Raw genomic sequence first — 25,053 nt, forward strand, 5'->3', positions numbered from 1 at the left:
GGGCCGACCGGGGTAACGCGCCCGATCACCGAACCGGAGCCGCGGGCGGGCCGGGTGTCTCATCCTGGGACGCCCGCCCACCTTGACGCGCACCCGCTCCGGATCAAGGCTCGGCTGTGACGCCGGACACGGCCGGAACGCGAACGAACGGAAGGCAGGGGCCATGAGCGAGGTCGACAGCAGCGTCGAGACCTTCAACCCGTGGAGCGTCGTCAACCTGGTCTTCCACCACCTCGCCGAGCAGGGTCTGCACCCGGTGCTCGGCGAGACCGGAGACCCGGCGGAGGCGGCGTCCGCCCTGCTCACGGCCCTGGGGATCGCCTCCGCCCCGGACCACGCGGGGCCCGCCGCCGCGCCGGTGCAGGACATGCTCGCCGACCTGCGGAAGAAGATGATGCCCGGAATCGAGTAGCGGCGGCTCGCCGTTCCCGGACCCGAACGCACGACCGGCTCTTTCGCTCAGTAGGTACGAGCGGAAGAGCCGTTCGTGCGAAAAGGGGGCCGAGCCCCGCTCAGAGGGACGCGATCAGGCGGTCCACGCGCTCGTCGACCGCGCGGAACGGGTCCTTGCACAGCACGGTGCGCTGCGCCTGGTCGTTCAGCTTGAGGTGCACCCAGTCCACCGTGAAGTCCCGCCCGGCGGCCTGCGCGGCGGCGATGAAGTCCCCCCGCAGCTTGGCCCGGGTGGTCTGCGGCGGGGTGTCCTTCGCGACCTCGATCTCGCCGTCGTCCGTCACCCGCTCGACCAAGCCCTTGCGCTGCAACAGGTCGAACAGGCCGCGGCCGCGGCGGATGTCGTGGTAGGCGAGGTCCAGCTGGGCGACGCGGGCACTGGCCAGGTCCATGTCGTGCTTGGCCTGGTAGCGCTCGACGAGCCGGTGCTTGATCGCCCAGTCGATCTCGCGGTCGATGAGCGACAGGTTCTGCGACTCGACGGCGTCGAGCGTGCGCCCCCACAGCTCGACGACGCGCTCCATCGTCCGGTCCTCGCTGCCCCGCGCCTGCAGGTGCTCGACCGCCCGCGCGTGGTACTCGCGCTGGATGTCCAGCGCGCTGGCCTCGCGGCCCCCGGCCAGACGCACGGTGCGCCGGCCGGTGAGGTCGTGGCTGATCTCGCGGATCGCGCGGATCGGGTTGTCCAGGGTGAAGTCCCGGAACTGGACGCCCGCCTCGATCATCTCGAGCACGAGGTGCGCCGACCCGACCTTGAGCTGGGTGGTCACCTCGCTCATGTTCGAGTCGCCGACGATGACGTGCAGCCGCCGGTACCGCTCGGCGTCCGCGTGCGGCTCGTCGCGGGTGTTGATGATCGGGCGTGAGCGGGTGGTGGCGCTGGAGACGCCCTCCCAGATGTGCTCGGCGCGCTGGCTGAGGCAGTACACGGCGCCGCGCGGGGTCTGCAGGACCTTGCCCGCGCCGCAGATGAGCTGGCGCGTCACCAGGAACGGCAGCAACACGTCCGCGATCCGGGAGAACTCGCCCTGCCGCGCCACGAGGTAGTTCTCGTGACAGCCGTAGGAGTTCCCCGCGGAGTCGGTGTTGTTCTTGAACAGGTAGATGTCCCCGCCGATCCCCTCGTCGACGAGCCTGCGCTCGGCGTCGACCAGGAGGTCCTCGAGGATGCGTTCGCCCGCCTTGTCGTGGGCGACGAGCTGGTTCAGGGAGTCGCACTCGGCGGTCGCGTACTCCGGGTGGGAACCGACGTCCAGGTAGAGGCGGGCACCGTTGCGCAGGAAGACGTTCGACGACCGCCCCCACGACACGACGCGGCGGAACAGGTAGCGCGCGACCTCGTCCGGCGACAGCCGTCGCTGGCCGTGGAAGGTGCACGTGACCCCGAACTCGGTCTCGACCCCGAAGATCCGACGCTGCATGCCGTTCAGACTAAGCGCAGGGACGCCTCTACTGTCAGGCCTGTGACCGACTGGATCCGGCGCGTCGCCGGCGTCAACCCGCCCGCCCGGATCACCCGTCCGGTCCACGCTGTCGGGCGTGTCGTGTCCCGGCGTGCCGTCGGTGTCAACGCGCTCGACCTGGCGATCTCCCGGGCGGTGGCCCAGCGCCCGCCCAGCTCCCTCGACGACGTCATGAAGACCCTGTCCAAGGCCGCGGACCACAGCACGCTCTGGCTCGGCCTGGCCGCGCTCATGGCGCTGCGCCGCGGCGCCTCCCGCAAGGCCGCGTTCCGCGGGGTGCTCGCCATCGCCGGCGCCAGCGGCACGGCCAACGCGATCCTCAAGCCGCTGCTGCCCCGGCGCCGCCCGGCCGCCTCGGAGCTGCCCGCCTACCAGAAGATCGCCGACCCGCCGACGTCGTCGTCGTTCCCGTCCGGGCACGCGGCGTCCGCGGCGGCGTTCGCCACGGCCGTCGCGATCGAGAGCCCCCGGCTGGCGCCCGCGGTGGTCCCGCTGGCCGCGGCCGTCGCGTACTCGCGGGTGCACGTCGGTGTGCACTGGACCTCGGACGTGCTGGCGGGCGCGGCCGTCGGCTCCGGGGTCGCGCTGGCCACCCGCCGCTGGTGGCCGGCCCGGGTCACCGACGAGGCGCGCGCCCGGCCCGTCGACTCCGTTCCCGCGCTCCCGCAGGGCGAGGGCCTCGTGATCGTCGCCAACCCGTACTCCGGCCCGCCCGAGTACGACATCACCGACGACATCTCCGAGGCGCTACCCGCCGCCCACCTGCTGCGTGTGCGCGAGGGGATCGACCTGGTCGAGGAGCTCGAGGAGGCGATCGCCGAGCGCGGGAGCTGGGTCAAGGCCCTGGGCGTCGCGGGTGGCGACGGCACGGTGGCCGCCGTCGCCGCGGTCGCGCTGCGCCATCACCTGCCGTTGGTCGTCATCCCGGCGGGGACGCTGAACCACTTCGCCCGGGACGTCGGCATCTACGACCTGCAGGAGGCCGTCGACGCCACGCAGGCGGGCGAGGCCGTCGCCGTGGACCTCGCGCTCGTGGAGGCGCACCCCGGGCGGGGCGCCGAGCCGGCGAGCGAGGAGGTCATCCGGACCCGGTACTTCCTCAACACCGCCTCGATCGGCTCCTACCCCGAGCTCGTCCGGCTGCGGGAGAAGCTGCAGCCGCGGCTGGGCAAGTGGCCGGCGTTCGCGGTGGCACTGGTGCAGGTGCTGCGCAAGTCCGAGAAGGTCGACGTCAAGGTGGAGGGCCGCTGGCAGCAGGTCTGGTTCATCTTCGTCGGCAACGGCCCGTACCACCCGCGCGGCTTCGTCCCGGCTTGGCGCCCGACGCTGGACTCGGGCCTGCTCGACGTCCGGTGGCTGCGCGCGGACGTCCGGTTCTCCCGGCTCCGGGTCGTCGGCGCGCTGATCCTCGGCGCGCTCGGGCACAGCCGGGTCTACACCCAGCTGGAGACCCCCGAGCTGGACGTCGAGCTGCAGGTGCCGAGCTCGCTCGCGACGGATGGTGAGGTCGTGGAGGAGGCGGGCCGCTACACGTTCCGGGTCGCGAAGGAGCCGATCCCGGTCTACCGCCGTGACGAGTCGAAGTGGACCGGCCGCGACCGGCCGTTCCAGGGTTAGGGCCCGTAGGACGGGCGCTCACCTCGTAGGGTTGACGGCATGGGACGGCTGACGGCGAGACGACCGGTGCTCCGCCTGGGCGCGGACGGGACGCAGCGACGGCGGCCGGACAGCCTGGCCGTCGAGGAGCCCCTGGAGCTGCGGGTCGACGGGAAGCCGCTGAGCGTCACGATGCGGACGCCGGGCCACGACGTCGAGCTCGCCCACGGCTTCCTGCTCACCGAGGGCGTCATCGGCTCCGCGGAGGATCTCGCCGCGGCCCGCTACTGCGACTCCGTCGACGCCGAGGGCCGCAACACCTACAACGTCCTCGACGTGGCGCTCGCCCCCGGCGTCGAACCGCCGGACACCTCCCTGGAGCGCAACTTCTACACGACGTCGTCCTGCGGCGTGTGCGGCAAGGCCTCGCTCGACGCCGTGAAGCTCAAGTCCCGTTTCTCCCCGGCCGGGGACCCGGTCCGCGTCCCCTGGTCGACCGTCGGGACGCTCCCGGACCGGCTGCGCGAGGCCCAGCGGGTCTTCGACTCCACCGGCGGCCTGCACGCGGCGGGGCTGTTCCGCGCGGACGGCGGGCTGATCGTCGCCCGCGAGGACGTCGGGCGACACAATGCCGTGGACAAGGTGCTCGGGCACGCGTTGCTCGCCGGCGGGATCCCTGCCGCGGGGACCGTGCTGATGGTGTCCGGCAGGGCGTCGTTCGAGCTGGTGCAGAAGGCCGTGATGGCCGGGGTGCCGGTGCTCGCGGCGGTGTCCGCGCCCTCGTCGCTGGCGGCCGAGCTGGCTGCCGAGGCCGGGATGACGCTGGTCGGCTTCCTCCGGGACGGGACCGGGAACGTGTACACGGGGTCCCAGCGGATCGAGGTCTGATCGGCTCGTGGCCGCCCTTGTGCGCTCCGAGGGGACCTAGTCTCGGGGCGTGCGCATCGAGGCCCTGGACCACATCGTGCTCGTCTCGCCCGAACCCGAGCGGTTGATCGACTGGTACCGCACCGTGCTCGGCCTGCGACCCGAGCGGTTGGAACAGTGGCGGCGCGGCGAGGTGCCGTTCGCGTCGCTGCGCGTCTCCCCCACCACCATCATCGACGTGCTGCGGGGCGAGCGGACCGGGACGAACCTGGAGCACACGGCGTTCGTCGTGGACCTCGACGACGCGGGGCTCGCCGCGCTGGCCGCCGAGCACGGCGTGCCGGGCCCGAAGGACCTGTTCGGGGCCCGGGGCCGGGGCAGCGGCATCTATCTGCGGGACCCGGACGGGAACGGCGTGGAGCTGCGCCGCTACCCGTGAGCCCCTGCGTCCACCTGTGAACCCCCCCGACCCAGCCTTGAACGCTACCCAGCGGGCTCAGCCTCCGACGCCGCCCGCCGGCGCCTCGTCCCCGCCCGCGACCTCGCCGCCCGGGGTCGGCTCGTCCGAAGCGCGGTTCGCCGCGGGCAGCAGCTCGCGGAGCACCGGGCCGGTGAGCCGGCGGAACGTCCGGCCCGGACGGCTGCGGTCCAGGATCGCGACCTCCAGCGCGCTCACCCCGAGGGTGCGTGTGTCACCGGCGCTCCCGTTGCCGCTGCCGGGGGCGGGTGCGGCCTGCAACCCCTCGACGGCGACGCCGATCGCCGCGGCGAGCTCCAGACCCGTCGCGTAGGTGTCCTTGAGCTTCGTGCTGATCGGTTCGGTCGTCCCGCCCATGACCACGAACTCGGGCTCGTCGGTGATCGAACCGTCGTAGGTGATCCGGTAGAGCTGGTCCCCCTCGGCCGTGTCGCCGACCTCGGCCACGCAGATCTCGGCCTCGAACGGCTTCTGCTGCTCGATGAATGCCGTCCCCATGAACTGGGCGTAGGTGTTCGCGAGCCAGCGCCCGGTCACGTCGACGCGGTCGTAGGAGTAGCCGCGCGAGTCCGCGAGCCGGATGCCGGCGGTGCGCAGCCCCTCGAACTCGTTGTAGCGCCCGACCGCGGCGAAGCCGATCCGGTCGTAGATCTCGGAGACCTTGTGCAGGGCCGTCGAGTGGTTCTCGGCGACGAACAGCACGCCGTCGGCGTAGGTCATGACCACGACGCTGCGGCCGCGGGAGATGCCCTTGCGGGCGAGCTCCGAGCGGTCGCGCAGCAGCTGGTCGACGGAGGAGTAGAACGGCATCGTCATCGGGGAGCGCTCCTGATCATGATCATGCGGCCGGCCTCGTCAGCGGGGCGGCTCAGCCGCCCGGCTTCTCCGTCCGCCCGGCGACGACCTGGTCGACGACGGCGGCGATCTCGTCCTCGGGCCGCCGCACGGCGCCCTCGGGACCGGTGATGCTGACGACGACGGGGTAGATCTTGCGGATCGTGTCCGGGCCGCCGGTGGCGGTGTCGTCGTCCGCGGCGTCGTAGAGCGCCTCGAGGGCGGTCCGCACCGTCGTCGCGAGGTCCGCCGAGGTGCTGTGCAGCTTCTTCAGCGAGGACTTCGCGAAGACCGAGCCCGAGCCGACGGAGTGGTAGCCGAGGTGCTCCTCGTACCGGCCTCCGGTGGCGTCGTAGGTGATGATCCGGCCGGCCTTGGCCGGGTCCGGCTGGTCCAGGTCGTACCCGGCGAACAACGGGACGACGACGAATCCCTGCATGGCCGCGCCGAGGTTCCCGCGCACCATCCCCGCGAGCCGGTTGGCCTTGCCGTCGAGGGACATGACGACGCCCTCGATCTTCTCGTAGTGCTCCAGCTCGACGCTGTAGAGCCGCACCATCTCGATCGCGATGCCCGCCGAGCCCGCGATGCCCACGGCCGAGTGCGAGTCCGTGATGAAGATCTTCTCGATGTCCCGCTGCGCGATGACGTTCCCGGCGGTGGCCCGGCGGTCACCGGCGATGACGACACCCTCGGCGAACTTCAGCGCGACGATGGTGGTGCCGTGCGGGACGCCCAGCGCCTCGGGTCCGGACGCCTGCGCGCGCGTCGCATGCTCGGGCAGCCGGCCGGGGAGCAGGTGCGGCTGGGTGGCCGCCAGGTAGTTCGTGAAGGACGTCTCACCGAGCGCCCGGAACGCACTCTCGTGGCCGACGGGCGGCTGTCCGGAGAACAGGCCGGGGGTGCCCTGCTGGCGGAACTCCATGGTCGGGTGGGTGCCTTTCGTCGTGCATGGCTCTCGGATGAGGGGGCTCCGGAAAGGAGCAGCGGTGCATCCGGGACGGGCCGGGCCCCGCTGTGCACCAGCGGAACCCGGCCCGTCCGGAGCAGGTGCGGCTACTCGCCGCCCTTCTGCACGTAGGCTCGGACGAAGTCCTCGGCGTTCTCCTCGAGAACGTCGTCGATCTCGTCGAGGATCGTGTCCACGTCCTCGCCCAGCTTCTCCCGACGTTCCTGGCCTGCGGCCGACGCGTCCGCGCCGTCCTCGTCGTCGCCGCCGCCACCGCCCTGACGTTTCGTCTGCTCCTGCGACATGACGCTTCCTCCTCGCGCCTAGGCCCCACCACCGCGGCGTCGTGACCTCGGCGCCGCGCCGGTATGGGGTCCGGTGACCAAACACTACCTAGCAGATGACCGACACGCCCGCGAACGCGACGGTTGTGGCGGGCGCGTCGCGATCTTCCCCACCTCGCGGGCGGGGGATCCCGGCCGGCCCGGTGCTCGCCGGGCCGGTCAGCCCTTCGTGAGGGCCGTGACGAGCTCCTCGGCCGTGCGCGAGGCGTCGATCAGCTCGCCCACGTGCCGGCGGGTCCCGCGCAGCGGCTCCAGGGTCGGGATGCGGACCAGGGACTCCCGGCCCAGGTCGAAGATCACCGAGTCCCAGGACGCCGCGGCGACCTCGGACGGGTACCGTTCCAGGCACCGGCCGCGGAAGTACGCGCGGGTGTCCTCCGGCGGGTTCTGGATGGCGTTCTCGACCTGGTCCTCGCTGATCAGCCGCTTCATCGAGCCGCGGGTGACGAGCCGGTTGTACAGGCCCTTCGCCAGTCGGACGTCGGTGTACTGCAGGTCGACGAGCGCGAGCCGGCCCGAGTTCCAGGCCAGGTTGTCCCGCTCCCGGTACCCGTTGAGCAGGCGCAGCTTGGCCGTCCAGTCCAGGCGGTCCGCGGTCCTCATCGGGTCCGTGGACAGGTCGTCGAGGACCTCGCCCCACAGCTGCAGGACCTCGGCGGTGTCCGGGTCCACGTCCGCGCCCTGGGTGTTCTCGACGTGCTTGAGGGCCTTCTCGTGGTAGGCCCACTGCAGCTCGACGCCCGTCAGCTTGCGCCCGTCCGCCAGCTCGACGGTCTGCTTCAGCGACGGGTCGTGGCTGATCTGGTGGACCGCGCGGACCGGCTCGGCCAGGCGCAGCTCGTCGAACCGGACCCCGGCCTCGATCATGTCCAGGACCAGCGCAGCGGTGCCGACCTTGAGCAGCGTCGAGTACTCGCTCATGTTGGCGTCGCCGATGATGACGTGTAGCCGGCGGTACTTGTCCGCGTCCGCGTGCGGCTCGTCGCGGGTGTTGATGATCCCGCGCTTGAGGGTGGTCTCCAGGCCGACCTCGACCTCGATGTAGTCCGCGCGCTGGGAGAGCTGGTAGCCCTCCTCGTCGCCCTGCGGGCCGATGCCGACCCGGCCGGCACCGGTCACGACCTGGCGGGACACGAAGAACGGGGTGAGGCCGCCGACGATCGACGGGAACGTCGTCTGCCGGGCCATCAGGTAGTTCTCGTGCGAGCCGTAGCTCGCCCCCTTGCCGTCGACGTTGTTCTTGTAGAGCTGGATGCGCGGCGCGCCGGGGACGGTGGCGGCGCGCATCGCGGCCTCCTCCATCACCCGCTCCCCCGCCTTGTCCCAGATCACGACGTCGCGCGGCGTGAGGACCTCGGGGGTGGAGAACTCGGGGTGCGCGTGGTCGACGTAGAGCCGGGCGCCGTTGGTGAGGATCACGTTGGCGGCGCCGAGGTCGTCCAGTTCCGACTCGCTCTGGCTGGCCAGGGTGGGGGCGGACAGGTCGAACCCGCGCGCGTCGCGCAGCGGGGACTCGACCTCGTAGTCCCAGCGCGCCCGCCGGGAACGGGGGATGTCCTGCGCAGCCGCGTAGGCCAGCACGATCTGCGTGGACGTGATGACCGGGTTGGCGGTCGAGTCGCCGGGCACGGAGATGCCGTACTCGACCTCGGTGCCCATGATCCTGCGAGCGGTCACGACGTCTCGCCGGCGCGGGAGTGCCCACCATCGAAGTACATGGCCAGAGCCTAACTCGCGGCCCCGGCCCGGCACGCGCCGACGACGCCGACGTTGCGAGGATTGCGGGGTGCACGAGCCCGGAGACGAGCGGATCGCCCTGTACGACGCGTCAGGTGCGCAGATCGGTGCGGAGTCCCGGCGGGTGGTCTACGCGCGCTCGCTGTGGCACGGGAGCGCGGGGGTCCTGCTGCGCAGCGGCGACGGCGAGCGGATCTTCGTGCACCGGCGTTCGGACGACAAGCTCGTCATGGCCGGGATGTGGGACTGCGTGGCGGGCGGGGTCGTCGATCCGGGCGAGACCCCCGCGCAGACCGCGCGCCGCGAGCTCGCCGAGGAGCTCGGGGTCACGGGCGTCGCGTTGACGCCGCTGTTCTCCACGGCCTGGGAGTCCGGCCCGGGCACCGGGCTGGGCTCCGGACCGGCCGGGCTGCGGGCGCACCTGTTCGCCTACGAGGCGTTCTGGGACGGCCCGGTGACGCTGCAGGAGAGCGAGGTGGCGGAGGGACGCTGGATGGCCCTCGACGAGCTCCGCGCCCTCCTGGCGGACCGGAGCCGCCCCTTCGCCCCGGACAGCCGGATCCTGGCCGAGCGCCGCCTCGCGGAGCTGCCGTAGCGCCGGACCGCCGCTTGAGTGGCTCAAGCACCACGCAGCGCTGCTTGAGCCACTCCAGCGTCAGGGGCCGGAGGCCGACCTCAGAAGTTGATCATGTGCCCGGCGAGGCCGTGGATCGCCTCCTGCAACGCCTCGCTCAGCGTCGGGTGGGCGTGCACGTTGCGGGCCAGCTCCGTGGCCGTGAGGTCCCACTTCTGCGCCAGGGTCAGCTCCGGCAGCAGCTCGGTGACCTCCGGGCCGATGAGGTGCCCGCCGAGCAGCTCGCCGTAGGTCTCGTCCGCGACCAGCTTGACGAACCCGCCGGGCTCGCCCAGGCCCTGCGCCTTGCCGTTCGCGGTGAACGGGAACTGGGCGACCTTGACCTTCCAGCCCTTCTCGTCGGCGAGCTCCCTGGCCTGGGCCTCGGTGTAGCCGAAGCTCGCGACCTGCGGCTGGCAGAAGGTGGCCCGCGGCATCATCACGTAGTCGAGCTCCTGGGTCTCCGCGTCCGCGATCGTCTCCGCGGCCACGACGCCCTGGGCCTCGCCGACGTGCGCCAGCATCAGCTTCGCGGTGACGTCGCCGATCGCGAAGATGTGCGGGACCGACGTGCGCATGCGGTCGTCGATCGCGATGGCGCCGCGCTCGGTGAGCTCCACCCCGGTCTTGTCCAGGCCGTAGCCCTCGACCCGCGGCTGGAAGCCGATGGCCTGCATGACCTTGTCCGCCTTGAGGTCCCGGGTGCCCTTGGCGTCGGTGACCGTGACGGTGACCTGCTCGCCCGAGTCGTCGATCTTCTCGACGCGGGTGGAGGTGAGGACCTCGACACCCAGCTTCTTGTAGCGCTTGCCGAGCTCCTTGGACACGTCGGCGTCCTCGAGCGGCAGCAGCCGGTCCAGGAACTCGACGATCGTGACCTTCACGCCGTAGTTCGACAGCACGTACGCGAACTCGACGCCGATCGCCCCGGCGCCCGCGATGATGATGCTGCCGGGCAGGTCCCGCGTGGTGATCTGCTCCTCGTAGGTCACGACCCGCTCCGAGAGCGACGTGCCGGGCAGCAGCTTGGTCGTGGCGCCGGTCGCGATGATCGCGTTGTCGAACGTCACGGTCTCCGAGCCGCCCTTGGTGAGCGCGACCTCGAGGGTGTTCGGGTCGGTGAAGGAACCGCGCCCGTCGAACTCCGTGATCTTGTTCTTCTTCATCAGGAAGTGGACGCCCTTGACCCGGCCGTCCGCGACCGTTCGGCTGCGGTCGAACGCGGCCCCGAAGTCGAAGGAGACGTCCCCCGAGATGCCGAAGGTCTTCGCCTCCCTGGTGACCAGGTGGGCGAGCTCGGCGTTGCGCAGGAGCGCCTTCGACGGGATGCAGCCCACGTTCAGGCACACCCCGCCCCAGTACTTCTCCTCGACGACGGCCACGCTCTTGCCGAGCTGAGCAGCGCGGATCGCTGCCACGTAACCACCGGGACCGGCTCCGAGAACGACGACGTCGAAATGAGGCATGGGCTCAGCCTAGGACGCCGCGCCGGCACGTGTTGCGCCTGGTGAGGACCCGGCGCCCGCAGACGACCGGGAGTACGCCCCGGGCGTGTCGAGCCTCACCCGGCGCGGCGTCACCCGGATCGTTCCGGGCAGTCCGCCTCGTCCGCGGGGGTGTCCTCCGCGCACTCCTCGTCGCCGTCCGCGGGCCACACCGGCGAGCCCGTCAGGTGGGCCACGACGGCCTCGCTGATCTCCCGCAGCGAGGCCTGCTGCTCCGGGGTCAGGGCGTCGAAGAGCAACGACCGAACGGTCTCGACGTGGCCCGGCGCCGCCTCCTCCAGGGCCGCCATCCCGGCGTCCGTCAGCTCCGCGAAGGAGCCGCGCCGATCGGTCGGGCACGCGATGCGGCGCACCCATCCGGCCTGCTCCAGGCGGGCGACGGCGTGCGAGAGGCGGCTGCGGGAGGACAGGGACGTCTCGGCCAGCCGGCTCATGCGTAGGGTGCGGTCGGGAGCCTCGGACAGCCGGACGAGGATCTCGAAGTACGCGTGCGGCATCCGTGCCTCGTTCTGCAGCTGGCGCTCGACGCGCTCGAACAGCAGACGATTCGCGGTGAGGAAGCCACGCCAGGTGCGCTGCTCGGCGTCGTCGAGCCAGCGGGTGTGCTCCATGTCACCTCCATTATGGTTGAGCGCTCAACCCACTATAGCTAACTTGGTCAACGAACACCTGAGAGTTCAACTATCTTCTGGAGGCACCCGCATGACCACCACCCAGATCCCCGGCTACGTCGTGGGCACGTGGGACATCGACCTGTCCCACTCGGACATCTCCTTCTCCGTCCGACACATGATGGTCAGCAAGGTGAGGGGCCGCTTCGCGAACTTCTCCGGCGAGATCGTCACCGGTGAGACCTTCGAGAGCTCCTCGGTCACCGCGAAGATCGACGCCACCTCGATCGACACCAACAGCGAGCAGCGCGACGGCCACATCAAGTCCGCGGACTTCTTCGAGGTCGAGACCCACCCGGAGTGGACCTTCGTCTCCACCGGCATCGAGGCCGACGGCGCCGACTACAAGCTCCACGGCGACCTCACGATCAAGGGTGTGACCAAGCCCGTCTCCCTGAACCTGGAGCTCGGCGGCTTCGGGCCGGACGCGTGGGGCGGCACCCGCTGCGGCTTCACCGCCACCACCACGATCAACCGCAACGACTTCGGCGTCGACATCGCCATGCCGCTCGACGGCGGCGGCATGGTCGTCTCCGAGAAGATCGCGATCACCCTCGAGATCCAGGGCGTCCTGCGCGCGGCCTGATCCTGCACGGTCCGCGGAGCCGACCTCCCCCGCGGACCGGACCCCGGAGCCCCGCCCACCTCGCGTGGACGGGGCTCCGTCGTGTCCGGGCTCCGTCGTGTTCGCCGGAACCGTCGGGGTCGGCCGCTACCGTCGCCGGCGTGTACCGCGAGTGCCCTCCCCCGCCGTCGCTGGGCGAGCTGGTGGAGTGCGGCTGGACGACGTCGGCCCCCGCCGGACACCCGCGGCAGGTCCTGCCCGACGGCTGCATGGACCTCGTGTGGACGGGGGCGGAACTGCTGGTCGCGGGGCCGGACGTCCAGGCGTTCACCAGCGACGCGGGATCCGCGAGCGGCCTGCGTTTCCGGCCCGGCACGCTGCCCGGGCTGCTGGGCGTGCCGGCCGCGGAGCTGCGCGGCGACCGGGTCCCGCTGGCGGATCTTCGTCCCGGCCCGGGGCGCGAGGCGGCCGCGCGGCTGGGCGGCGGCGCCGATCCTCTTCCGACCCTCCGGTGGCTCGCCGCCGGACTGGCCGCCGGGGACCGGGCCGCGGAGACCGCGCCGTGGACCCCTGCCGCGGTCCACCAGGTCACCCGGCGGCTCGCCGCGGGGGTGCCGGTGTCGGAGGCGGCGGACGCCCTCGGGGTCACCACCCGGTCGCTGAACCGGCACAGCGGGGCCGTCTTCGGGTACGGGCCGGCTGTGCTCCGCCGGGTCCTGAGGTTCCGACGGGCCGTGGCCCTGCTCCGCGCGGGCCTCCCACCGGCGGAGGTGGCGGCCCGGGCCGGGTACGCGGACCAGCCGCACCTCAGCCGCGAGGTCCGGTCCTTCGCGGGGCTCAGCCCCTCGCGCCTCGCTCCGGTCCCGCTCGCCGGCCCTCAGGCCAGCGGCGCGAACAGGTCGACGCCGGTTGCGTCCGGATCCAGCACCGTCGCGTAGCGCTGGCCCCAGGGCGTGTCGAAGGGCTCCAGTTCGCTGTGGTGCCCCGCCCCGACGATCGCGGCGTACGCGGCGTCGACCTCGGCGGGCGAGTCGAAGCCGAACACCAGGGCCAGCCGCCCGGTCCCGGTGGGCGGGGTCCAGTCCGGCATGAAGCTGCGGAGGGTCGCCTCGGTGTCGAAGGCGAGCTTCCCGCCGCCGGGCAGGGGCACCTCGACGTGCGGCTCGCCGTCGGCGCCCTCGGGGATGTCGAGGCCCAGGGCCCGGTAGAAGGCGAGGGCCTCCGCCAGGTCGGCGGTGACGATCTCGATCACGGTGAACGATGCGCGGATTCCCATGGCGGCGACCGTAGCCAGGGTCCACGGGTCCGTCGTGAACGAATCGGACACGCCGGCGACGATGCCACTGACAGGCCGAAACGCGTCCGAACGGACGCTCGCGTGCGGACGACGATGCCCGGGCCCGTCGGAACGGTTGCTCGCGTGGCGCATCCCATAGCCCGATCACCCCCTCCGCGGGGGAGGGTGCAGGGATGGATCTGCTCGAAGCTGCGCTGATCCTGGTGGCCGGTACCGCGGCGGGCACGATCAACGCCGCGGTCGGTTCCGGGTCGCTCATCACGTTCCCGACGCTGCTGGCGTTCGGGATCCCGCCGGTGACGGCGAACGTCTCGAACAACATCGGGCTGGTGCCCGGCGGGGTCGCCAGCGTGTGGGGCTACCGCCGGGAGCTCGCCGACCAGCGGCGACGGCTGCTGGTGCTCGGGTCGATGTCGGTGCTCGGTGGCGTCGTCGGCGCGGTGCTGCTGCTTGTACTGCCCGCGTCGGCGTTCCGGTCGGTGGTGCCGGTGCTGATCGGGGTGGCGGTCGTTCTGGTCGCGCTGCAGCCGTGGATCCAGCGAAGGCTGGCCCGGCGGCGGGACGGACGCGAGGCCCGCGCCGACATCGGTCCCGGCGCGATGGTCGCGACCGCGCTGATCGGCGTCTACGGCGGCTACTTCGGTGGCGCGCAGGGCATCCTGCTCGTCGGCGCGCTGGGCACACTGATGACCGAGTCGCTGCAGCGGCTCAACGCGCTCAAGAACGGACTCGTCACGGCGGTGAACACCGTCGCCGCCGTGACGTTCCTGGTGGTGGCGCCGGGCCAGGTGGACTGGCGGGTGGTGGTGCTGATCGCGGTGGGGTCGACCGTCGGCGGCCTGATCGGCTCCAGGATCGGGCGCAGACTCCCGCAACCGGTGCTGCGGGCGGTCATCGTCGTGGTCGGCCTCCTCGCGATCGTGAACCTGCTGCGCCCGGCGTAGGTGCGACGACACGGCGAAGATCGGCGACCGCGACGTCTCGGGGCACCGGAGGGCCGTCCCGGCCACTCTCGCAAGGGCTCCGGAAGGACGGGAGGCCCCGCCGACGGTGTCGGCGGGGCCTTCCGGGGTGGTGCGGGTGCTACAGGTACTGGCCGGTGTTCGACGCGGTGTCGATCGCGCGGCCGGTGGCGTCGTTCTTGCCGGTGACCAGGGTGCGGATGTAGACGATCCGCTCCCCCTTCTTGCCCGAGATCCGTGCCCAGTCGTCCGGGTTGGTCGTGTTGGGCAGGTCCTCGTTCTCGGCGAACTCGTCGATGATGGCGGTGAGCAGGTGCTGGACCCGCAGGCCGCCCTGCCCCGTCTCCAGGACCGACTTGATCGCGGACTTCTTCCCCGGTCGACGATGTTCTGGATCATCGCGCCGGAGTTGAAGTCCTTGAAGTACAGGGTCTCCTTGTCACCGTTGGCGTAGGTGACCTCGAGGAACCTGTTCTCCTCGGACTCGTCGTACATCCGCTCGACGACCCGCTGGATCATCGCGTCCATGCAGGCCTTGCGGTTGCCGCCGAACTCCGCCATGTCGTCCTCGTGCACGGGCAGCGTCTCGGTGAGGTACTTCGAGAAGATGTCCTGCGCCGCCTCGGCGTCCGGCCGCTCGATCTTGATCTTCACATCCAGCCGGCCGGGCCGCAGGATCGCAGGGTCGATCATGTCCTCGCGGTTGGAGGCGCCGATGACGATGACGTTCTCCAGGCCCTCGACGCCGTCGATCTCCGCCAGGAGCTGCGGCACGATCGTCGTCTCGACGTCGGAGGAGACACCCGAGCCACGGGTCCGGAAGATCGAGTCCATCTCGTCGAAGAAGACGATGACCGGCGTGCCGGCCGACGCCTTCTCCCGGGCCCGCTGGAAGATCAGGCGGATGTGCCGCTCGGTCTCGCCGACGAACTTGTTGAGCAGCTCCGGGCCCTTGATGTTGAGGAAGAACGCCCGGCCCTCGCTCGGGTCGTCCCCCCGCTGGGCCGCGATCTTCTTGGCCAGCGAGTTCGCGACCGCCTTGGCGATGAGCGTCTTCCCGCAACCGGGCGGGCCGTAGAGCAGGACGCCCTTGGGCGGGCGCAGCTCGTACTCCTGGAACAGCTCGGCGTGCAGGAAGGGCAGCTCGACCGCGTCCCGGATCTGCTCGATCTGCCGGAACAGGCCGCCGATGTCCTCGTAGGCGACGTCCGGGACCTCCTCCAGCACGAGGTCCTCGACCTCGGCCTTCGGCACCCGCTCGTAGGCGTAACCGGCCTTCGTGTCCACCATCAGCGAGTCGCCCGGCTTGAGCGGCACCGCCTCGGCGAACTCGGTGTCGGCGAACAGCGGCGCGGCCAGCCAGACCACGCGCTCCTCGTCCGCGTGCCCGACGACGAGTGCGCGGCCGGCCGTGTCGGCGGTGGGCTCGGAGAGGACCTCGCGCAGGGCACAGACCTCGCCGGTCCTCTCCCAGTCGCACGCCTCGACGACCGTGAGCGCCTCGTTCAGGCGGACGGTCTGGCCGCTGCGCAGCTCGGGCGTCTCGACCGCGGGCGAGACCGCCACCCGCATCTTCCGGCCGGACGTGAACACGTCGACCGTGCCGTCGTCGTACGCGGTGAGGTAGACGCCGTACCCGCTCGGCGGCTGGGCGAGGCGATCCACCTCCTCGCGCAACGCGACGAGTTGGCTCCGTGCCTCCTTGAGAGTCTCCGTCAGCTTCTCGTTGCGCGCGCTGAGCTGCGAGAGTCTGCTCGCGGACTCGGCGAGGCGCTGTTCGAGAAGGCGCGCGTGCCGGGGGACTCGGTCAGCTTGCGCCGGAGCAGTGCGACTTCCTCTTCGAGGAAGCGGATCTGCGCAGCCGCTTCGGCGGGGGTCAGGTCCCCGACTTCACCTGGCTCACGACTGCCGGGACCGTCGTCGTAGGGGTTCACGGCATCCTCCCTCCGTGTTCCGATTCCTTACGGTACCTGGCATCGGCGCCCTCGGTGGTGAGGCGATTCGGTGATCCCTCACTCACGCGGACGGCACCTTGACGGCACGTGCCTGTCTGGTTCCCGTCACCGGCCGTTCCACACCACCGCGTCCGATGTCCTCAGCGACCGGTCGGCCTGCGCTGCGGACGCGGCGGGGTGACGCCGTCGGCGAGCCGCCGGGTGGTCACCAGGAACGCGGTGTGACCGATCATGCGATGCTCCGGGCGGACCGCCAGCCCGACGACGTGCCACGGCCTGACCAGCGATTCCCATGCCTGCGGCTCGGTCCAGCACTGCATCTCGCGCAGCGCCTCGGTGAGCTTGGAGAGCTGCGTGGTCGTGGCCACGTAGCCGACCAGGACCCCGCCGGGGACGAGCGACTCGTGGACGGTCTGCAGCACGTCCCAGGGCGCCAACATGTCGAGCACGACGCGGTCGAACTGCTCCGCGGCCCCGTCGTGAGTATTCAGGTCGCCCACCCGCAAGCTCCAGTTGGGTGGCACCTCACCGAAGAATTTCCTCACGTTGCGTTCGGCGTGTTCGGCGTGGTCCTCGCGGATCTCGTACGACACGACCGAACCGGACGGGCCGACGGCCTGCACGAGCGAACAGGTCAGCGCCCCCGATCCCGCCCCGGCCTCCAGTACCCGGGCCCCGGGGAAGACGTCCCCCCACATCAGGATCTGGGCGGCGTCCTTCGGGTAGATGACGGCCGCGCCACGGGGCATGGCGAGCACGTAGTCCGCGAGCAGCGGGCGCAGCGCCAGGTACGGGGTGTTCGCGGCGGACAGCACGACGCTGCCCTCCGGCTTCCCGATCAGGTCGTCGTGGGGCAGGCCGCCGCGGTGCGTGTGGTACTGCCCGCCGGCCTCGAGGGTGAGGGTGTACTTGCGGCCCTTGGGATCGGTGAGCTGGACCCGGTCCCCTTCCCGGAACGGTCCGCCGCGGTGCCCGGCGGGCCGCGACCCGCCGGCGGGCTGCCCGTTCCGCACGGGGTCTGCGGCCTCCTCGGCCGGGCTCTCCCCGTCCGGGACGGCGGGCAGGGCGTCGGCGGCGACGTCGCGTTCGGTGGGGCTCTCGGGCTCGGGCACGAGGCGCAACGCTATCCGGGACGCCGCGGGCTCCCGTCCTCCGGTCCCTCCCGGGGCCACGGCGGTGGTCCGCCGGAACTGTCGGTGGGCTCGCCTACCCTCCTGACCGTGACCGAAACCGGGGTGGACGTGCGCGGGCCCGAGGCGCCCGGGCCCGCCGCACCCGCGGGCGGCGAGCCTCTCCGGCGCCGGCCCGCCCTCTCCCCCTCCCGCGCGGCGGACTTCAAGCAGTGCCCGCTGCTCTACCGGTTCCGCGCGATCGACCGGATCCCCGAGACCCCCAGCCGCCCGCAGCTCCGCGGGACCCTCGTGCACGCCGTCCTGGAGCGCCTGTTCGAGCTCCCCGCGGCGGAGCGCGTCCCCGAGGCCGCCGCGGCGCTGGTGGGGCCGGTCTGGGCGGAGCTCGTCGCGCAGGCGCCCGAGCTGCTCACGGCCCTGTTCACCGATCCGGGCGATCCCGAGCTCGCGGAGTGGCTCGCCTCCACCGGCCCGTTGATCGACACCTACTTCGCGCTGGAGGACCCGCGCCGGCTCGAACCCGAGGCCCGCGAGCTGAGGGTGGAGACCGAGCTGGGGTCCGGGCTGCTGCTGCGCGGCATCGTGGACCGGCTCGACGTCGCCCGCACCGGGCAGATCCGGGTCGTGGACTACAAGACCGGCGCGGCGCCGCGGCCGGTCGCGGAGGCCCGGGCGCTGTTCCAGATGAAGTTCTACGCGCTCGCCCTGCTCCACCTGCGCGGCGAGGTGCCCGCGCAGCTGCTCCTGCTCTACCTGGCGGACGGCCAGTGCCTCACCTACCGGCCCGAGGAGGACGAGCTCCGCCGCTTCGAGCGCACCCTGGACGCGATCTGGGCGGCGGTGCTGGAGGCCGGGCGCACCGGGGACTTCCGGCCGAGTCCCGGCCCGGCCTGCGCCTGGTGCGACCACAAGGCGCTCTGCCCCGCCTGGGACGGCACCCCGCCGCCCTATCCCGGCTGGCCCGGGACGGACTCCGCGGAGGACGCACGGACCGCTGAGGGATGATCGGGCGGTGAGCGATCTGCACGAGCCCTTCTACCTCCCGCTGGACACGAGCGACCCGGAGAAGGGCGAGCGCTTCCACGCCACCTTCTCCACCACCGGGCCCTGGTTCTCCGACGCCCAGCACATGGGGCCGCCCTCCGCGCTGATGATGCGCGCCTTCGAGCGCTGCGCCCCGAGCCGGCCGGACGCGCCGCCGTTGCAGCTCGCCCGGATGACCATCGAGGTCCTCGGACCCGTCCCGGCCGGCGAGGTCACGGTCCGGGCCTCGGTGGAGCGGCCCGGGCGGACGATCGAGATGCTCGCCGCGGAGATGGAGGCGGGCGGCCGCACGGTGCTGCGGGCCCGGGCGTGGCGGCTCGCGATCACGGACACCACCGAGGCGGCCGTGGGCGAGGCGGCTCCGCTGCCGGGGCCGGAGGGCGCAGTCCTCTCGACGGGACGCCCGGAGGGTTGGCTACCGGGCTACCTCGACGCCCTCGAATGGCGCTGGCTGCGCAAGGGCTCGATGGGCGACACGGGTCCGGGTACGGCATGGGCCCGGCTGCGGGTCCCCGTCGTCGAGGGCGAGGAGCCGACGCCCCTGCAGCGGCTGGTGGCGGCCGCGGACTCCGCCAACGGCGTTGCGGCCCCGCTGGACCTGCGGGAATGGCTGTTCGTGAACACCGAGCTGACGGTCCACCTGCACCGTCCGCCGCGGGGCGAGTGGGCCGGGATCGACGCCGCCACGGTGATCGGGCCGACCGGCACCGGCACGGTCTCGGCCACCCTCTTCGACCTCGACGGGCAGGTCGGACGGATCACCCAGGAGCTGACCGTCCGACCCCGCTGAGGACCGGGTTCAGTCCTCCTCGCGGTCCCCGTCCACGGCCCGGCAGGATCGGATCTCCGAGGTCAGGATCGCGCGGGCGCCGCTGGCGGCCAGCTTGTCCATGACATTGTTCGAGTCCTTCTTGAGTACCATCGACCGCACCGCGACCCAGCCCTCCCGGGCGAGCGGCGAGACGGTCGGCCCCTGCAGGCCCGGGGCGACGGCGCTGAGGACGTCCAGGTCCGACTTGCGGCAGTCGTAGTCCAGCATCAGGTACTGCCGGGCGTAGACGACACCGCGGATCCGCTCGGTGAAGATCTTCTTCTGCGCGGTGATGTCGTCCGGCTCGATCCGGTCGTGCCGGGGCTCGCGCTCGATGAGCATGGCCTCGGACTCGGCGATCGCGTCCCCGATGACCTTGAGCCCGTGCTGGCGCAGGGTGCGGCCGGAGGAGACGACGTCCGCGATCGCGTCCGCGAGGCCGAGCTGCACGGAGATCTCCACCGCGCCGTCCAGCTTGATGATCTTCGCGCCGATCCGCTTACCGCTCAGGTGCGAGCGCACCAGCCGCGGGTAGGACGTCGCGATGGTCTTGCCGTCGAGGTCCTCGAGCTTCCAGTCCATCGACTCGGGCACCGCGAACCGGAACTTCGACGCGCCGAAGCCCAGCTTGAGCACCTTCTGGACCTGGCTGCCGGACTCCTCCATGAGGTCGTGCCCGGTGATGCCCAGGTTCAGGTCGCCGGAGCCGACGTAGGTGGCGATGTCCTTGGGCCGCAGGTAGAAGAACTCGATGCCGTTCTCCTCGTCGACCATCGACAGGTCGCGCGAGTCCACCCGCTGCCGGTAGCCCGCCTCCCGCATCATGGTGGCGGCGGGCTCGGCGAGAGTCCCCTTGTTCGGCAGGGCGACGCGGAGCATTGCTCTCCTCGGGAAGGTGCGGTGGTGGTTCGGCGCCGCGGTCTCAGAGCCCGCGGCGGGGGTACTCACAAGAACTTGTAGACGTCTTCCAGGCCGAGTCCGCGGCCGATCATCACGACCTGGACCCGGTAGAGCAGTTGGGAGATCTCCTCGGCCAGCGCGTCGTCCGCCTCGTGCTCGGCGGCGATCCACACCTCGCCGGCCTCCTCGAGGATCTTCTTGCCCTGGGCGTGCACACCGGCGTCGAGCGCCGCCACCGTCCCGGAGCCCTCGGGGCGGCTGGCCGCCTTCTCGCTGAGCTCGGCGAAGAGCTCGTCGAATGTCTTCACGTCGGTGTCTCTCCTTTCGCGCATCCAGTGTCCGGGTGCGTCCGTGGTGACCGCGAACCGAGACCGCCGCCGTGAGGCTGGTGGACCGTCGGATGCGCCGGACGGCCCGGCCCCGGAGGCGATCACCCGTCCGGAGGGCCCGCTCGGCGCGCCCCCCGCACGTTCGACGGTACCCGCACGACCTGCGGATCTCGGCGCGGGTCAGACCCCGGCGCGCACCCGGTGCATCACCGCGGCGAGATCATCCGGCGTCAGGCCGACGAGGCTCTCCCGCAGCACCCGGCGCGGGCCGGCCGGGACGGCGACCTCGCAGGGCACGACGAGCACGGTCGCGCCCGCCGCCTCCGCCGCGGCGACGCCCGTCGGCGAGTCCTCCACCGCGACGCACTCCCCCGCCGGCACGCCGAGCAGCTCGGCGGCCCGCAGGTACGGGTCCGGCGCGGGCTTGCCGCGCGGCACCTCGTCCCCGCAGACGGTGACGGCGAAGTTGCCCCGGCCGATCTGCTGCAGCGCCATCTCGGTCAGGTACCGGCCGGTGTTGGTGACGAGCGCGGCCGGGATCCCGGCCGCGCGCACGGTGCGCAGAGCGCTCTGCGCACCCGGACGCCACGCGACGCCCTGCGTCAGCAGCTCCCCGGTCCGGTCGACGAGCCGGCGGCGGCCCTGTTCCAGCAGCTCCGGTTCGGGCTCGACGCCCGCCTCCCGGAACACGATCGCGAGGCTCGTCGCGAGGCTGCCGCCGAGGGTCGCGGCCCGGGCCTCGGGCGCCAGGTCCGCCGTGTCCGAGCCGACGAGCCAGCGCAGGAGCCCGACCAGCGACTCGTCCCACGCCTTCTCGGAGTCGATCAGGGTGCCGTCCATGTCGAAGAGCACGGCGGCGGGCAGTCCGGGGACCGCACGAACGGAACTCTCGTGCACACCTGCGGAACGAGGGTGCCGTTCGTGCGCGGGGCCGGGGCCGGGGTCGGGTCGGGCCTCAGCCGGCATTGAAGTACTTAGCCTCCGGGTGGTGGGCGACCAGGGCGTCCGTGCTCTGCTCCGGATGCAGCTGCAGCTCCTCGGAGAGCTCGACGCCGATCCGGCCCGGCTCCAGCAGCTCGATGATCTTGGTGCGGTCCTCGAGGTTCGGGCAGGCGCCGTAGCCGAGGGAGTAGCGGGCGCCCCGGTAGCCGAGCTTGAAGAAGTCCTCGATGTTCTCCGGGTCGTCCTGGGCCAGGTTCCCGCCGGAGCCGAAGGTCAGCTCCTCGCGGATCCGCCGGTGCCAGTACTCCGCGAGCGCCTCGGTGAGCTGCACGCCCAGGCCGTGGACCTCCAGGTAGTCCCGGTAGGCGTCCTTCGCGAACAGCTCGTTGGCGTAGTCCGCGATCGGCTGTCCCATCGTCACCAGGTGGAACGGGACGACGTCGATCTCGCCGTTGGCCGTGGCGACGTCGCGCGGGCGCCAGAAGTCCGCCAGACACAGGTTCCGGTCCCGGCGCTGTCGGGGGAACGTGAACCGGAAGCGCTCGGGTGCGTCCGGACGGGGTTCGGTCAGCACCAGCAGCGAGTCCTTCTCCGCGACGGCCGGGAAGTACCCGTAGACGAGCGACGCGTGCGCGAGCACGCCCTCCGCCGTCAGCCGCTCGAGCCAGTAGCGCAGCCGCGGCCGGCCCTCGGTCTCGACGAGCTCCTCGTACGACGGCCCGCCGCCCTTGCTGCCGCGCAGGCCCCACTGGCCCAGGAACAGCGCCCGCTCGTCGACCATGCCGGAGTACTCGCTCAGCGAGATGCCCTTGACCACCCGCGTCCCCCAGAACGGGGGCGTCGGCACCGGGTTGTCCAGCGCGACGTCCGAGCGCTCCGGCAGCGGCCCGGCGGCCTCGGCCTCCGCGGCCTTCCGCTTCGCCGCGATCCGCTTGGACTTCTCGTGCCGGGCCTTCCGCTCGGCCGCCTTGGCCTCCTCCTCCGGGTCGGTCTCCGGGGCGAGGCCGCGGGCGCGGGCCATCGTGGCGTCCATGACCCGGAGGCCCTCGAAGGCGTCGCGGGCGTAGGAGACGCGGCCCTCGTAGACCTCAGCGAGGTCGTTCTCCACGTAGGAGCGGGTCAGCGCCGCACCGCCGAGCAACACCGGGAACCTGTTCGCGATCCCCCGGGAGTTCATCTCCTGGAGGTTCTCCTTCATGATCACCGTGGACTTCACCAGCAGCCCGGACATGCCGACGGCGTCCGCCCGGTGCTCCTCCGCGGCGCTCAGGATGGTCGCGATCGGCTGCTTGATGCCCAGGTTGACGACCGTGTAGCCGTTGTTGCTCAGGATGATGTCCACGAGGTTCTTGCCGATGTCGTGGACGTCGCCCTTGACCGTGGCCAGCACGATCGTGCCCTTGCCGTGGTCGTCGTCGGCCTTCTCCATGTGCGGTTCGAGGTGCGCGACCGCCGCCTTCATGACCTCGGCCGAGGCCAGCACGAAAGGCAGCTGCATCTGCCCGGACCCGAACAGCTCGCCCACGGTCTTCATCCCGGCGAGCAACGTGTCGTTGATGATCTCCAGCGGCGGGCGGGACTCCATGGCCTCGTCCAGGTCCGCCTCGAGGCCGTTGCGCTCGCCGTCGACGATCCGCCGTTCGAGCCGCTCGAACAGCGGCAGCCCGGCGAGCTCCTCGGCCCGCCCGGCGCGGGCCGACGACGCGGTCATGCCCTCGAACAGCTCCATGAACCGGTTGAGCGGGTCGTAGCCGTCACGCCTGCGGTCGTAGACCAGGTCGAGCGCCACCGAGCGCTGCTCGTCCGGGATCTTGGACATCGGCAGGATCTTCGCCGCGGACACGATCGCGGTGTCGAGACCGGCGTTCACGCACTCGTGCAGGAACACCGAGTTCAGCACCTGGCGGGCGGCGGCGTTGAGGCCGAACGAGACGTTGGAGACGCCGAGCGTGGTCTGGACGTCCGGGTAGCGGCGCTTGAGCTCGCGGATCGCCTCGATCGTCTCCAGGGCGTCGCGGCGGACCTCCTCCTGCCCGGTGGTGATCGGGAAGGTCAGGGTGTCCACGACGATGTCCTCGACGTGCATGCCGTGGTTCGTCGTCAGGTCCCGGATGAGGCGGTCCGCGACGCGCACCTTCCACTCCCGGGTGCGGGCCTGGCCCTCCTCGTCGATGCAGAGGGCGACGACCGCGGCCCCGTGCTCGCGGACCAGCGCCATCGTGCGCTGGAACCGGGAGCCCTCGCCGTCGCCGTCCTCGTAGTTCACCGAGTTGACGATCGAGCGGCCGCCGAGCCGCTCCAGCCCGGCCCGCAGCACCTCGGGCTCGGTGGAGTCCAGCATCACCGGCAGCGTCGACGCCGTGGCCAGCCGCGAGGCCAGCTCGGTCATGTCCCGGGCCCCGTCCCGGCCGACGTAGTCGATGCACAGGTCGATCATGTGCGCGCCCTCGCGGGTCTGCTCCCGGGCGATCCCGACGCAGTCCTCCCAGCGCTCGGCGAGCATCGCCTCACGGAACGCCTTGGAGCCGTTCGCGTTGGTACGCTCGCCGATCATCAGCACCGAGGTGTCCTGGCGGAACGGGACCGGGGCGTAGAGCGAGGACAGGCCGGGCTCCGGGCGCGGGTTCCGCACCGCGGGGGTGACCTGCGGGATCGCCTCGGCCACGGCGGTGACGTGCGCGGGCGTGGTGCCGCAGCAGCCGCCGACCAGTCGCAGGCCGTAGTCCCGGACGAACGTCGCCAGCGCCTCGGCCAGCCCGTCGGCGTCGAGCGGGTACTCCGCGCCGTTCGGGCCCAGGATCGGCAGGCCGGCGTTGGGCATCACCGACAGCGGGATGCGCGACTGCTTCGACAGCGTGCGCAGGTGCTCGCTCATCTCGGCGGGGCCGGTGGAGCAATTCAGGCCGATCAGGTCGATGCCCAGGGGCTCCAGCGCGACGAGCGCGGCGCCGATCTCGGAGCCCAGCAACATCGTGCCGGTGGTCTCCATCGCGACCTGGGTGATGATCGGGATGCGCCGGCCCTCGAGCCTCATCGCCTGCTGTACGCCCAGCACGGCGGCCTTGACCTGCAGCAGGTCCTGGCAGGTCTCGATGATGAACGCGTCCGCGCCGCCGCTCAGCAGGCCGCGCCCGGTCTCGACGTAGGCGTCCCGGAGCTTGACGAAGGTCTCGTGGCCGAGCGTCGGCAGCTTGGTACCGGGGCCGATCGAGCCCAGCACGTAGCGCGGCCGCTCCGCGGTGGCCATGTCGTCCGCGACCCCGCGGGCCAGCGTGGCGCCCTTCTCGGCGAGCTCACGGATCCGCTCGGGGATGTCGTAGTCCGCGAGGTTGGGCAGGTTCGCCCCGAAGGTGTTGGTCTCGACGGCGTCCGCGCCGGCCTCGAAGTAGGCGCGGTGGATGTCCCGCACCACGTCCGGGCGGGTGTCGTTGAGGATCTCGTTGCACCCCTCGAGCCCCGCGAAGTCGTCGAGGGTGAGGTCGACCCCCTGGAGCATGGTGCCCATCGCACCGTCGGCGACCACCACGCGCTGCTCGAGCGTCTCGAGGAGCGTGGTGTCGAAGGCGTGATCTGACGCGGCTGCGTTCACGGCTGACACGGGATGCAGG

23 protein-coding genes and 1 pseudogene are annotated in these 25,053 nt (G+C 71.8%); 10 read left to right on the plus strand and 14 right to left on the minus strand.

Going from position 1 to position 25,053, the window contains the following annotated elements:
• Nucleotides 1-163: 163 nt before the first annotated feature.
• Nucleotides 164-412, plus strand: coding sequence for a hypothetical protein (locus WBK50_RS15755; protein ID WP_341336345.1), 249 nt, complete (start codon nt 164-166; stop codon nt 410-412).
• A gap of 100 nt (nt 413-512) precedes the next feature.
• Here the strand turns inward: WBK50_RS15755 and pafA are convergent, their stop codons facing one another.
• Nucleotides 513-1,874 (minus strand): Pup--protein ligase, encoded by a 1,362-nt coding sequence (pafA, locus tag WBK50_RS15760; RefSeq protein WP_341336346.1) that lies wholly within the window; start codon nt 1,872-1,874, stop codon nt 513-515.
• Between the two features lie 123 nt (nt 1,875-1,997).
• Between pafA and WBK50_RS15765 the strand changes: the two genes are divergently transcribed.
• From WBK50_RS15765 to WBK50_RS15775, 3 genes are read left to right on the plus strand one after another with little or no spacing between them, the layout of a single operon-like run.
• The gene (locus WBK50_RS15765) at nt 1,998-3,533 is read left to right on the plus strand and encodes a phosphatase PAP2 family protein (protein WP_445942364.1); all 1,536 of its coding nucleotides are present in this window, start codon (nt 1,998-2,000) and stop codon (nt 3,531-3,533) included.
• Nucleotides 3,534-3,572: 39 nt separating this feature from the next.
• Entirely contained in the window at nt 3,573-4,400 is an 828-nt protein-coding gene (gene fdhD / locus WBK50_RS15770) for a formate dehydrogenase accessory sulfurtransferase FdhD (RefSeq protein ID WP_341336348.1), read from the plus strand.
• A 49-nt stretch (nt 4,401-4,449) separates the two neighbouring features.
• Entirely contained in the window at nt 4,450-4,818 is a 369-nt protein-coding gene (locus tag WBK50_RS15775; RefSeq protein ID WP_341336349.1) for a VOC family protein, read from the plus strand.
• A gap of 57 nt (nt 4,819-4,875) precedes the next feature.
• Here WBK50_RS15775 and prcA read toward each other — a convergent pair whose 3' ends face one another.
• From prcA to dop, 4 genes are all read right to left on the minus strand, one after another.
• Nucleotides 4,876-5,673, minus strand: coding sequence for a proteasome subunit alpha (gene prcA, locus WBK50_RS15780; RefSeq protein WP_341336350.1), 798 nt, complete (start codon nt 5,671-5,673; stop codon nt 4,876-4,878).
• A 52-nt stretch (nt 5,674-5,725) separates the two neighbouring features.
• Nucleotides 5,726-6,616, minus strand: coding sequence for a proteasome subunit beta (gene prcB, locus WBK50_RS15785; protein ID WP_341336351.1), 891 nt, complete (start codon nt 6,614-6,616; stop codon nt 5,726-5,728).
• Nucleotides 6,617-6,747: 131 nt separating this feature from the next.
• Nucleotides 6,748-6,945 (minus strand): ubiquitin-like protein Pup, encoded by a 198-nt coding sequence (locus tag WBK50_RS15790; protein WP_297499617.1) that lies wholly within the window; start codon nt 6,943-6,945, stop codon nt 6,748-6,750.
• Nucleotides 6,946-7,143: 198 nt separating this feature from the next.
• On the minus strand, nt 7,144-8,643 hold the full coding sequence (gene dop / locus WBK50_RS15795; protein WP_341339400.1) for a depupylase/deamidase Dop: 1,500 nt from the start codon (nt 8,641-8,643) through the stop codon (nt 7,144-7,146).
• Nucleotides 8,644-8,770: 127 nt separating this feature from the next.
• Between dop and WBK50_RS15800 the strand changes: the two genes are divergently transcribed.
• On the plus strand, nt 8,771-9,316 hold the full coding sequence (locus WBK50_RS15800) for an NUDIX hydrolase (protein WP_341336352.1): 546 nt from the start codon (nt 8,771-8,773) through the stop codon (nt 9,314-9,316).
• Between the two features lie 80 nt (nt 9,317-9,396).
• Here the strand turns inward: WBK50_RS15800 and lpdA are convergent, their stop codons facing one another.
• Together lpdA and WBK50_RS15810 are read right to left on the minus strand one after the other, a co-directional pair.
• Nucleotides 9,397-10,800 (minus strand): dihydrolipoyl dehydrogenase, encoded by a 1,404-nt coding sequence (gene lpdA, locus WBK50_RS15805; protein WP_341336353.1) that lies wholly within the window; start codon nt 10,798-10,800, stop codon nt 9,397-9,399.
• Nucleotides 10,801-10,910: 110 nt separating this feature from the next.
• Nucleotides 10,911-11,450, minus strand: a complete 540-nt coding sequence (locus WBK50_RS15810; RefSeq protein ID WP_341336354.1) for a MarR family winged helix-turn-helix transcriptional regulator — start codon at nt 11,448-11,450, stop codon at nt 10,911-10,913.
• A 91-nt stretch (nt 11,451-11,541) separates the two neighbouring features.
• Here WBK50_RS15810 and WBK50_RS15815 point away from each other — a divergent pair, with 91 nt between their 5' ends.
• Both WBK50_RS15815 and WBK50_RS15820 read left to right on the plus strand, forming a co-directional pair.
• Complete coding sequence (locus WBK50_RS15815; protein WP_341336355.1) at nt 11,542-12,096, plus strand: YceI family protein; 555 nt, start codon at nt 11,542-11,544, stop codon at nt 12,094-12,096.
• Nucleotides 12,097-12,236: 140 nt separating this feature from the next.
• The gene (locus tag WBK50_RS15820) at nt 12,237-13,013 is read left to right on the plus strand and encodes a DUF6597 domain-containing transcriptional factor (protein ID WP_341336356.1); all 777 of its coding nucleotides are present in this window, start codon (nt 12,237-12,239) and stop codon (nt 13,011-13,013) included.
• Here the strand turns inward: WBK50_RS15820 and WBK50_RS15825 are convergent.
• Entirely contained in the window at nt 12,953-13,402 is a 450-nt protein-coding gene (locus tag WBK50_RS15825) for a VOC family protein (protein WP_341336357.1), read from the minus strand. The two genes, WBK50_RS15820 and WBK50_RS15825, sit on opposite strands and share 61 nt — an antisense overlap.
• Before the next feature lie 143 nt (nt 13,403-13,545).
• Between WBK50_RS15825 and WBK50_RS15830 the strand changes: the two genes are divergently transcribed.
• Complete coding sequence (locus tag WBK50_RS15830; protein ID WP_341336358.1) at nt 13,546-14,316, plus strand: sulfite exporter TauE/SafE family protein; 771 nt, start codon at nt 13,546-13,548, stop codon at nt 14,314-14,316.
• 139 nt (nt 14,317-14,455) lie between these two features.
• Here the strand turns inward: WBK50_RS15830 and arc are convergent.
• Both arc and WBK50_RS15840 read right to left on the minus strand, forming a co-directional pair.
• Nucleotides 14,456-16,268: pseudogene (gene arc / locus WBK50_RS15835) on the minus strand (proteasome ATPase).
• Between the two features lie 161 nt (nt 16,269-16,429).
• Nucleotides 16,430-17,302, minus strand: a complete 873-nt coding sequence (locus WBK50_RS15840) for a tRNA (adenine-N1)-methyltransferase (protein WP_297498652.1) — start codon at nt 17,300-17,302, stop codon at nt 16,430-16,432.
• A 207-nt stretch (nt 17,303-17,509) separates the two neighbouring features.
• Here WBK50_RS15840 and WBK50_RS15845 point away from each other — a divergent pair, with 207 nt between their 5' ends.
• Both WBK50_RS15845 and WBK50_RS15850 read left to right on the plus strand, forming a co-directional pair.
• Entirely contained in the window at nt 17,510-18,424 is a 915-nt protein-coding gene (locus tag WBK50_RS15845) for a RecB family exonuclease (RefSeq protein WP_445942263.1), read from the plus strand.
• Nucleotides 18,425-18,440: 16 nt separating this feature from the next.
• Nucleotides 18,441-19,253 carry a thioesterase family protein gene (locus tag WBK50_RS15850; protein WP_445942365.1) on the plus strand — a complete coding sequence of 271 codons (813 nt, stop codon included), beginning with the start codon at nt 18,441-18,443 and terminating at the stop codon, nt 19,251-19,253.
• A 9-nt stretch (nt 19,254-19,262) separates the two neighbouring features.
• Here WBK50_RS15850 and hisG read toward each other — a convergent pair whose 3' ends face one another.
• From hisG to metH, 4 genes are all read right to left on the minus strand, one after another.
• Nucleotides 19,263-20,153, minus strand: a complete 891-nt coding sequence (gene hisG, locus WBK50_RS15855; protein ID WP_341336359.1) for an ATP phosphoribosyltransferase — start codon at nt 20,151-20,153, stop codon at nt 19,263-19,265.
• 65 nt (nt 20,154-20,218) lie between these two features.
• Nucleotides 20,219-20,482 (minus strand): phosphoribosyl-ATP diphosphatase, encoded by a 264-nt coding sequence (locus tag WBK50_RS15860; RefSeq protein ID WP_341336360.1) that lies wholly within the window; start codon nt 20,480-20,482, stop codon nt 20,219-20,221.
• A 201-nt stretch (nt 20,483-20,683) separates the two neighbouring features.
• The gene (locus WBK50_RS15865; protein ID WP_341336361.1) at nt 20,684-21,400 is read right to left on the minus strand and encodes an HAD family hydrolase; all 717 of its coding nucleotides are present in this window, start codon (nt 21,398-21,400) and stop codon (nt 20,684-20,686) included.
• Nucleotides 21,401-21,458: 58 nt separating this feature from the next.
• A complete protein-coding gene (metH, locus tag WBK50_RS15870; RefSeq protein WP_445942264.1) occupies nt 21,459-25,043 on the minus strand; it encodes a methionine synthase in 3,585 nt (1,194 codons plus the stop codon).
• Between the last annotated feature and the right edge of the window lie 10 nt (nt 25,044-25,053).

Source organism: Pseudonocardia sp. T1-2H, assembly GCF_038039215.1.
GTDB lineage: Bacteria > Actinomycetota > Actinomycetes > Mycobacteriales > Pseudonocardiaceae > Pseudonocardia.

Excerpts from the sequence above, each read along its gene's own strand:
- WBK50_RS15755 (WP_341336345.1), top strand. The coding sequence starts at position 164 with ATGAGCGAGGTCGACAGCAGCGTCGAGACCTTCAACCCGTGGAGCGTC.
- pafA (WP_341336346.1), bottom strand. The coding sequence starts at position 1,874 with ATGCAGCGTCGGATCTTCGGGGTCGAGACCGAGTTCGGGGTCACGTGC.
- fdhD (WP_341336348.1), top strand. The coding sequence starts at position 3,573 with ATGGGACGGCTGACGGCGAGACGACCGGTGCTCCGCCTGGGCGCGGAC.
- prcA (WP_341336350.1), bottom strand. The coding sequence starts at position 5,673 with ATGACGATGCCGTTCTACTCCTCCGTCGACCAGCTGCTGCGCGACCGC.
- prcB (WP_341336351.1), bottom strand. The coding sequence starts at position 6,616 with ATGGAGTTCCGCCAGCAGGGCACCCCCGGCCTGTTCTCCGGACAGCCG.
- WBK50_RS15790 (WP_297499617.1), bottom strand. The coding sequence starts at position 6,945 with ATGTCGCAGGAGCAGACGAAACGTCAGGGCGGTGGCGGCGGCGACGAC.
- dop (WP_341339400.1), bottom strand. The coding sequence starts at position 8,643 with ATGGGCACCGAGGTCGAGTACGGCATCTCCGTGCCCGGCGACTCGACC.
- lpdA (WP_341336353.1), bottom strand. The coding sequence starts at position 10,800 with ATGCCTCATTTCGACGTCGTCGTTCTCGGAGCCGGTCCCGGTGGTTAC.
- WBK50_RS15810 (WP_341336354.1), bottom strand. The coding sequence starts at position 11,450 with ATGGAGCACACCCGCTGGCTCGACGACGCCGAGCAGCGCACCTGGCGT.
- WBK50_RS15815 (WP_341336355.1), top strand. The coding sequence starts at position 11,542 with ATGACCACCACCCAGATCCCCGGCTACGTCGTGGGCACGTGGGACATC.
- WBK50_RS15830 (WP_341336358.1), top strand. The coding sequence starts at position 13,546 with ATGGATCTGCTCGAAGCTGCGCTGATCCTGGTGGCCGGTACCGCGGCG.
- hisG (WP_341336359.1), bottom strand. The coding sequence starts at position 20,153 with ATGCTCCGCGTCGCCCTGCCGAACAAGGGGACTCTCGCCGAGCCCGCC.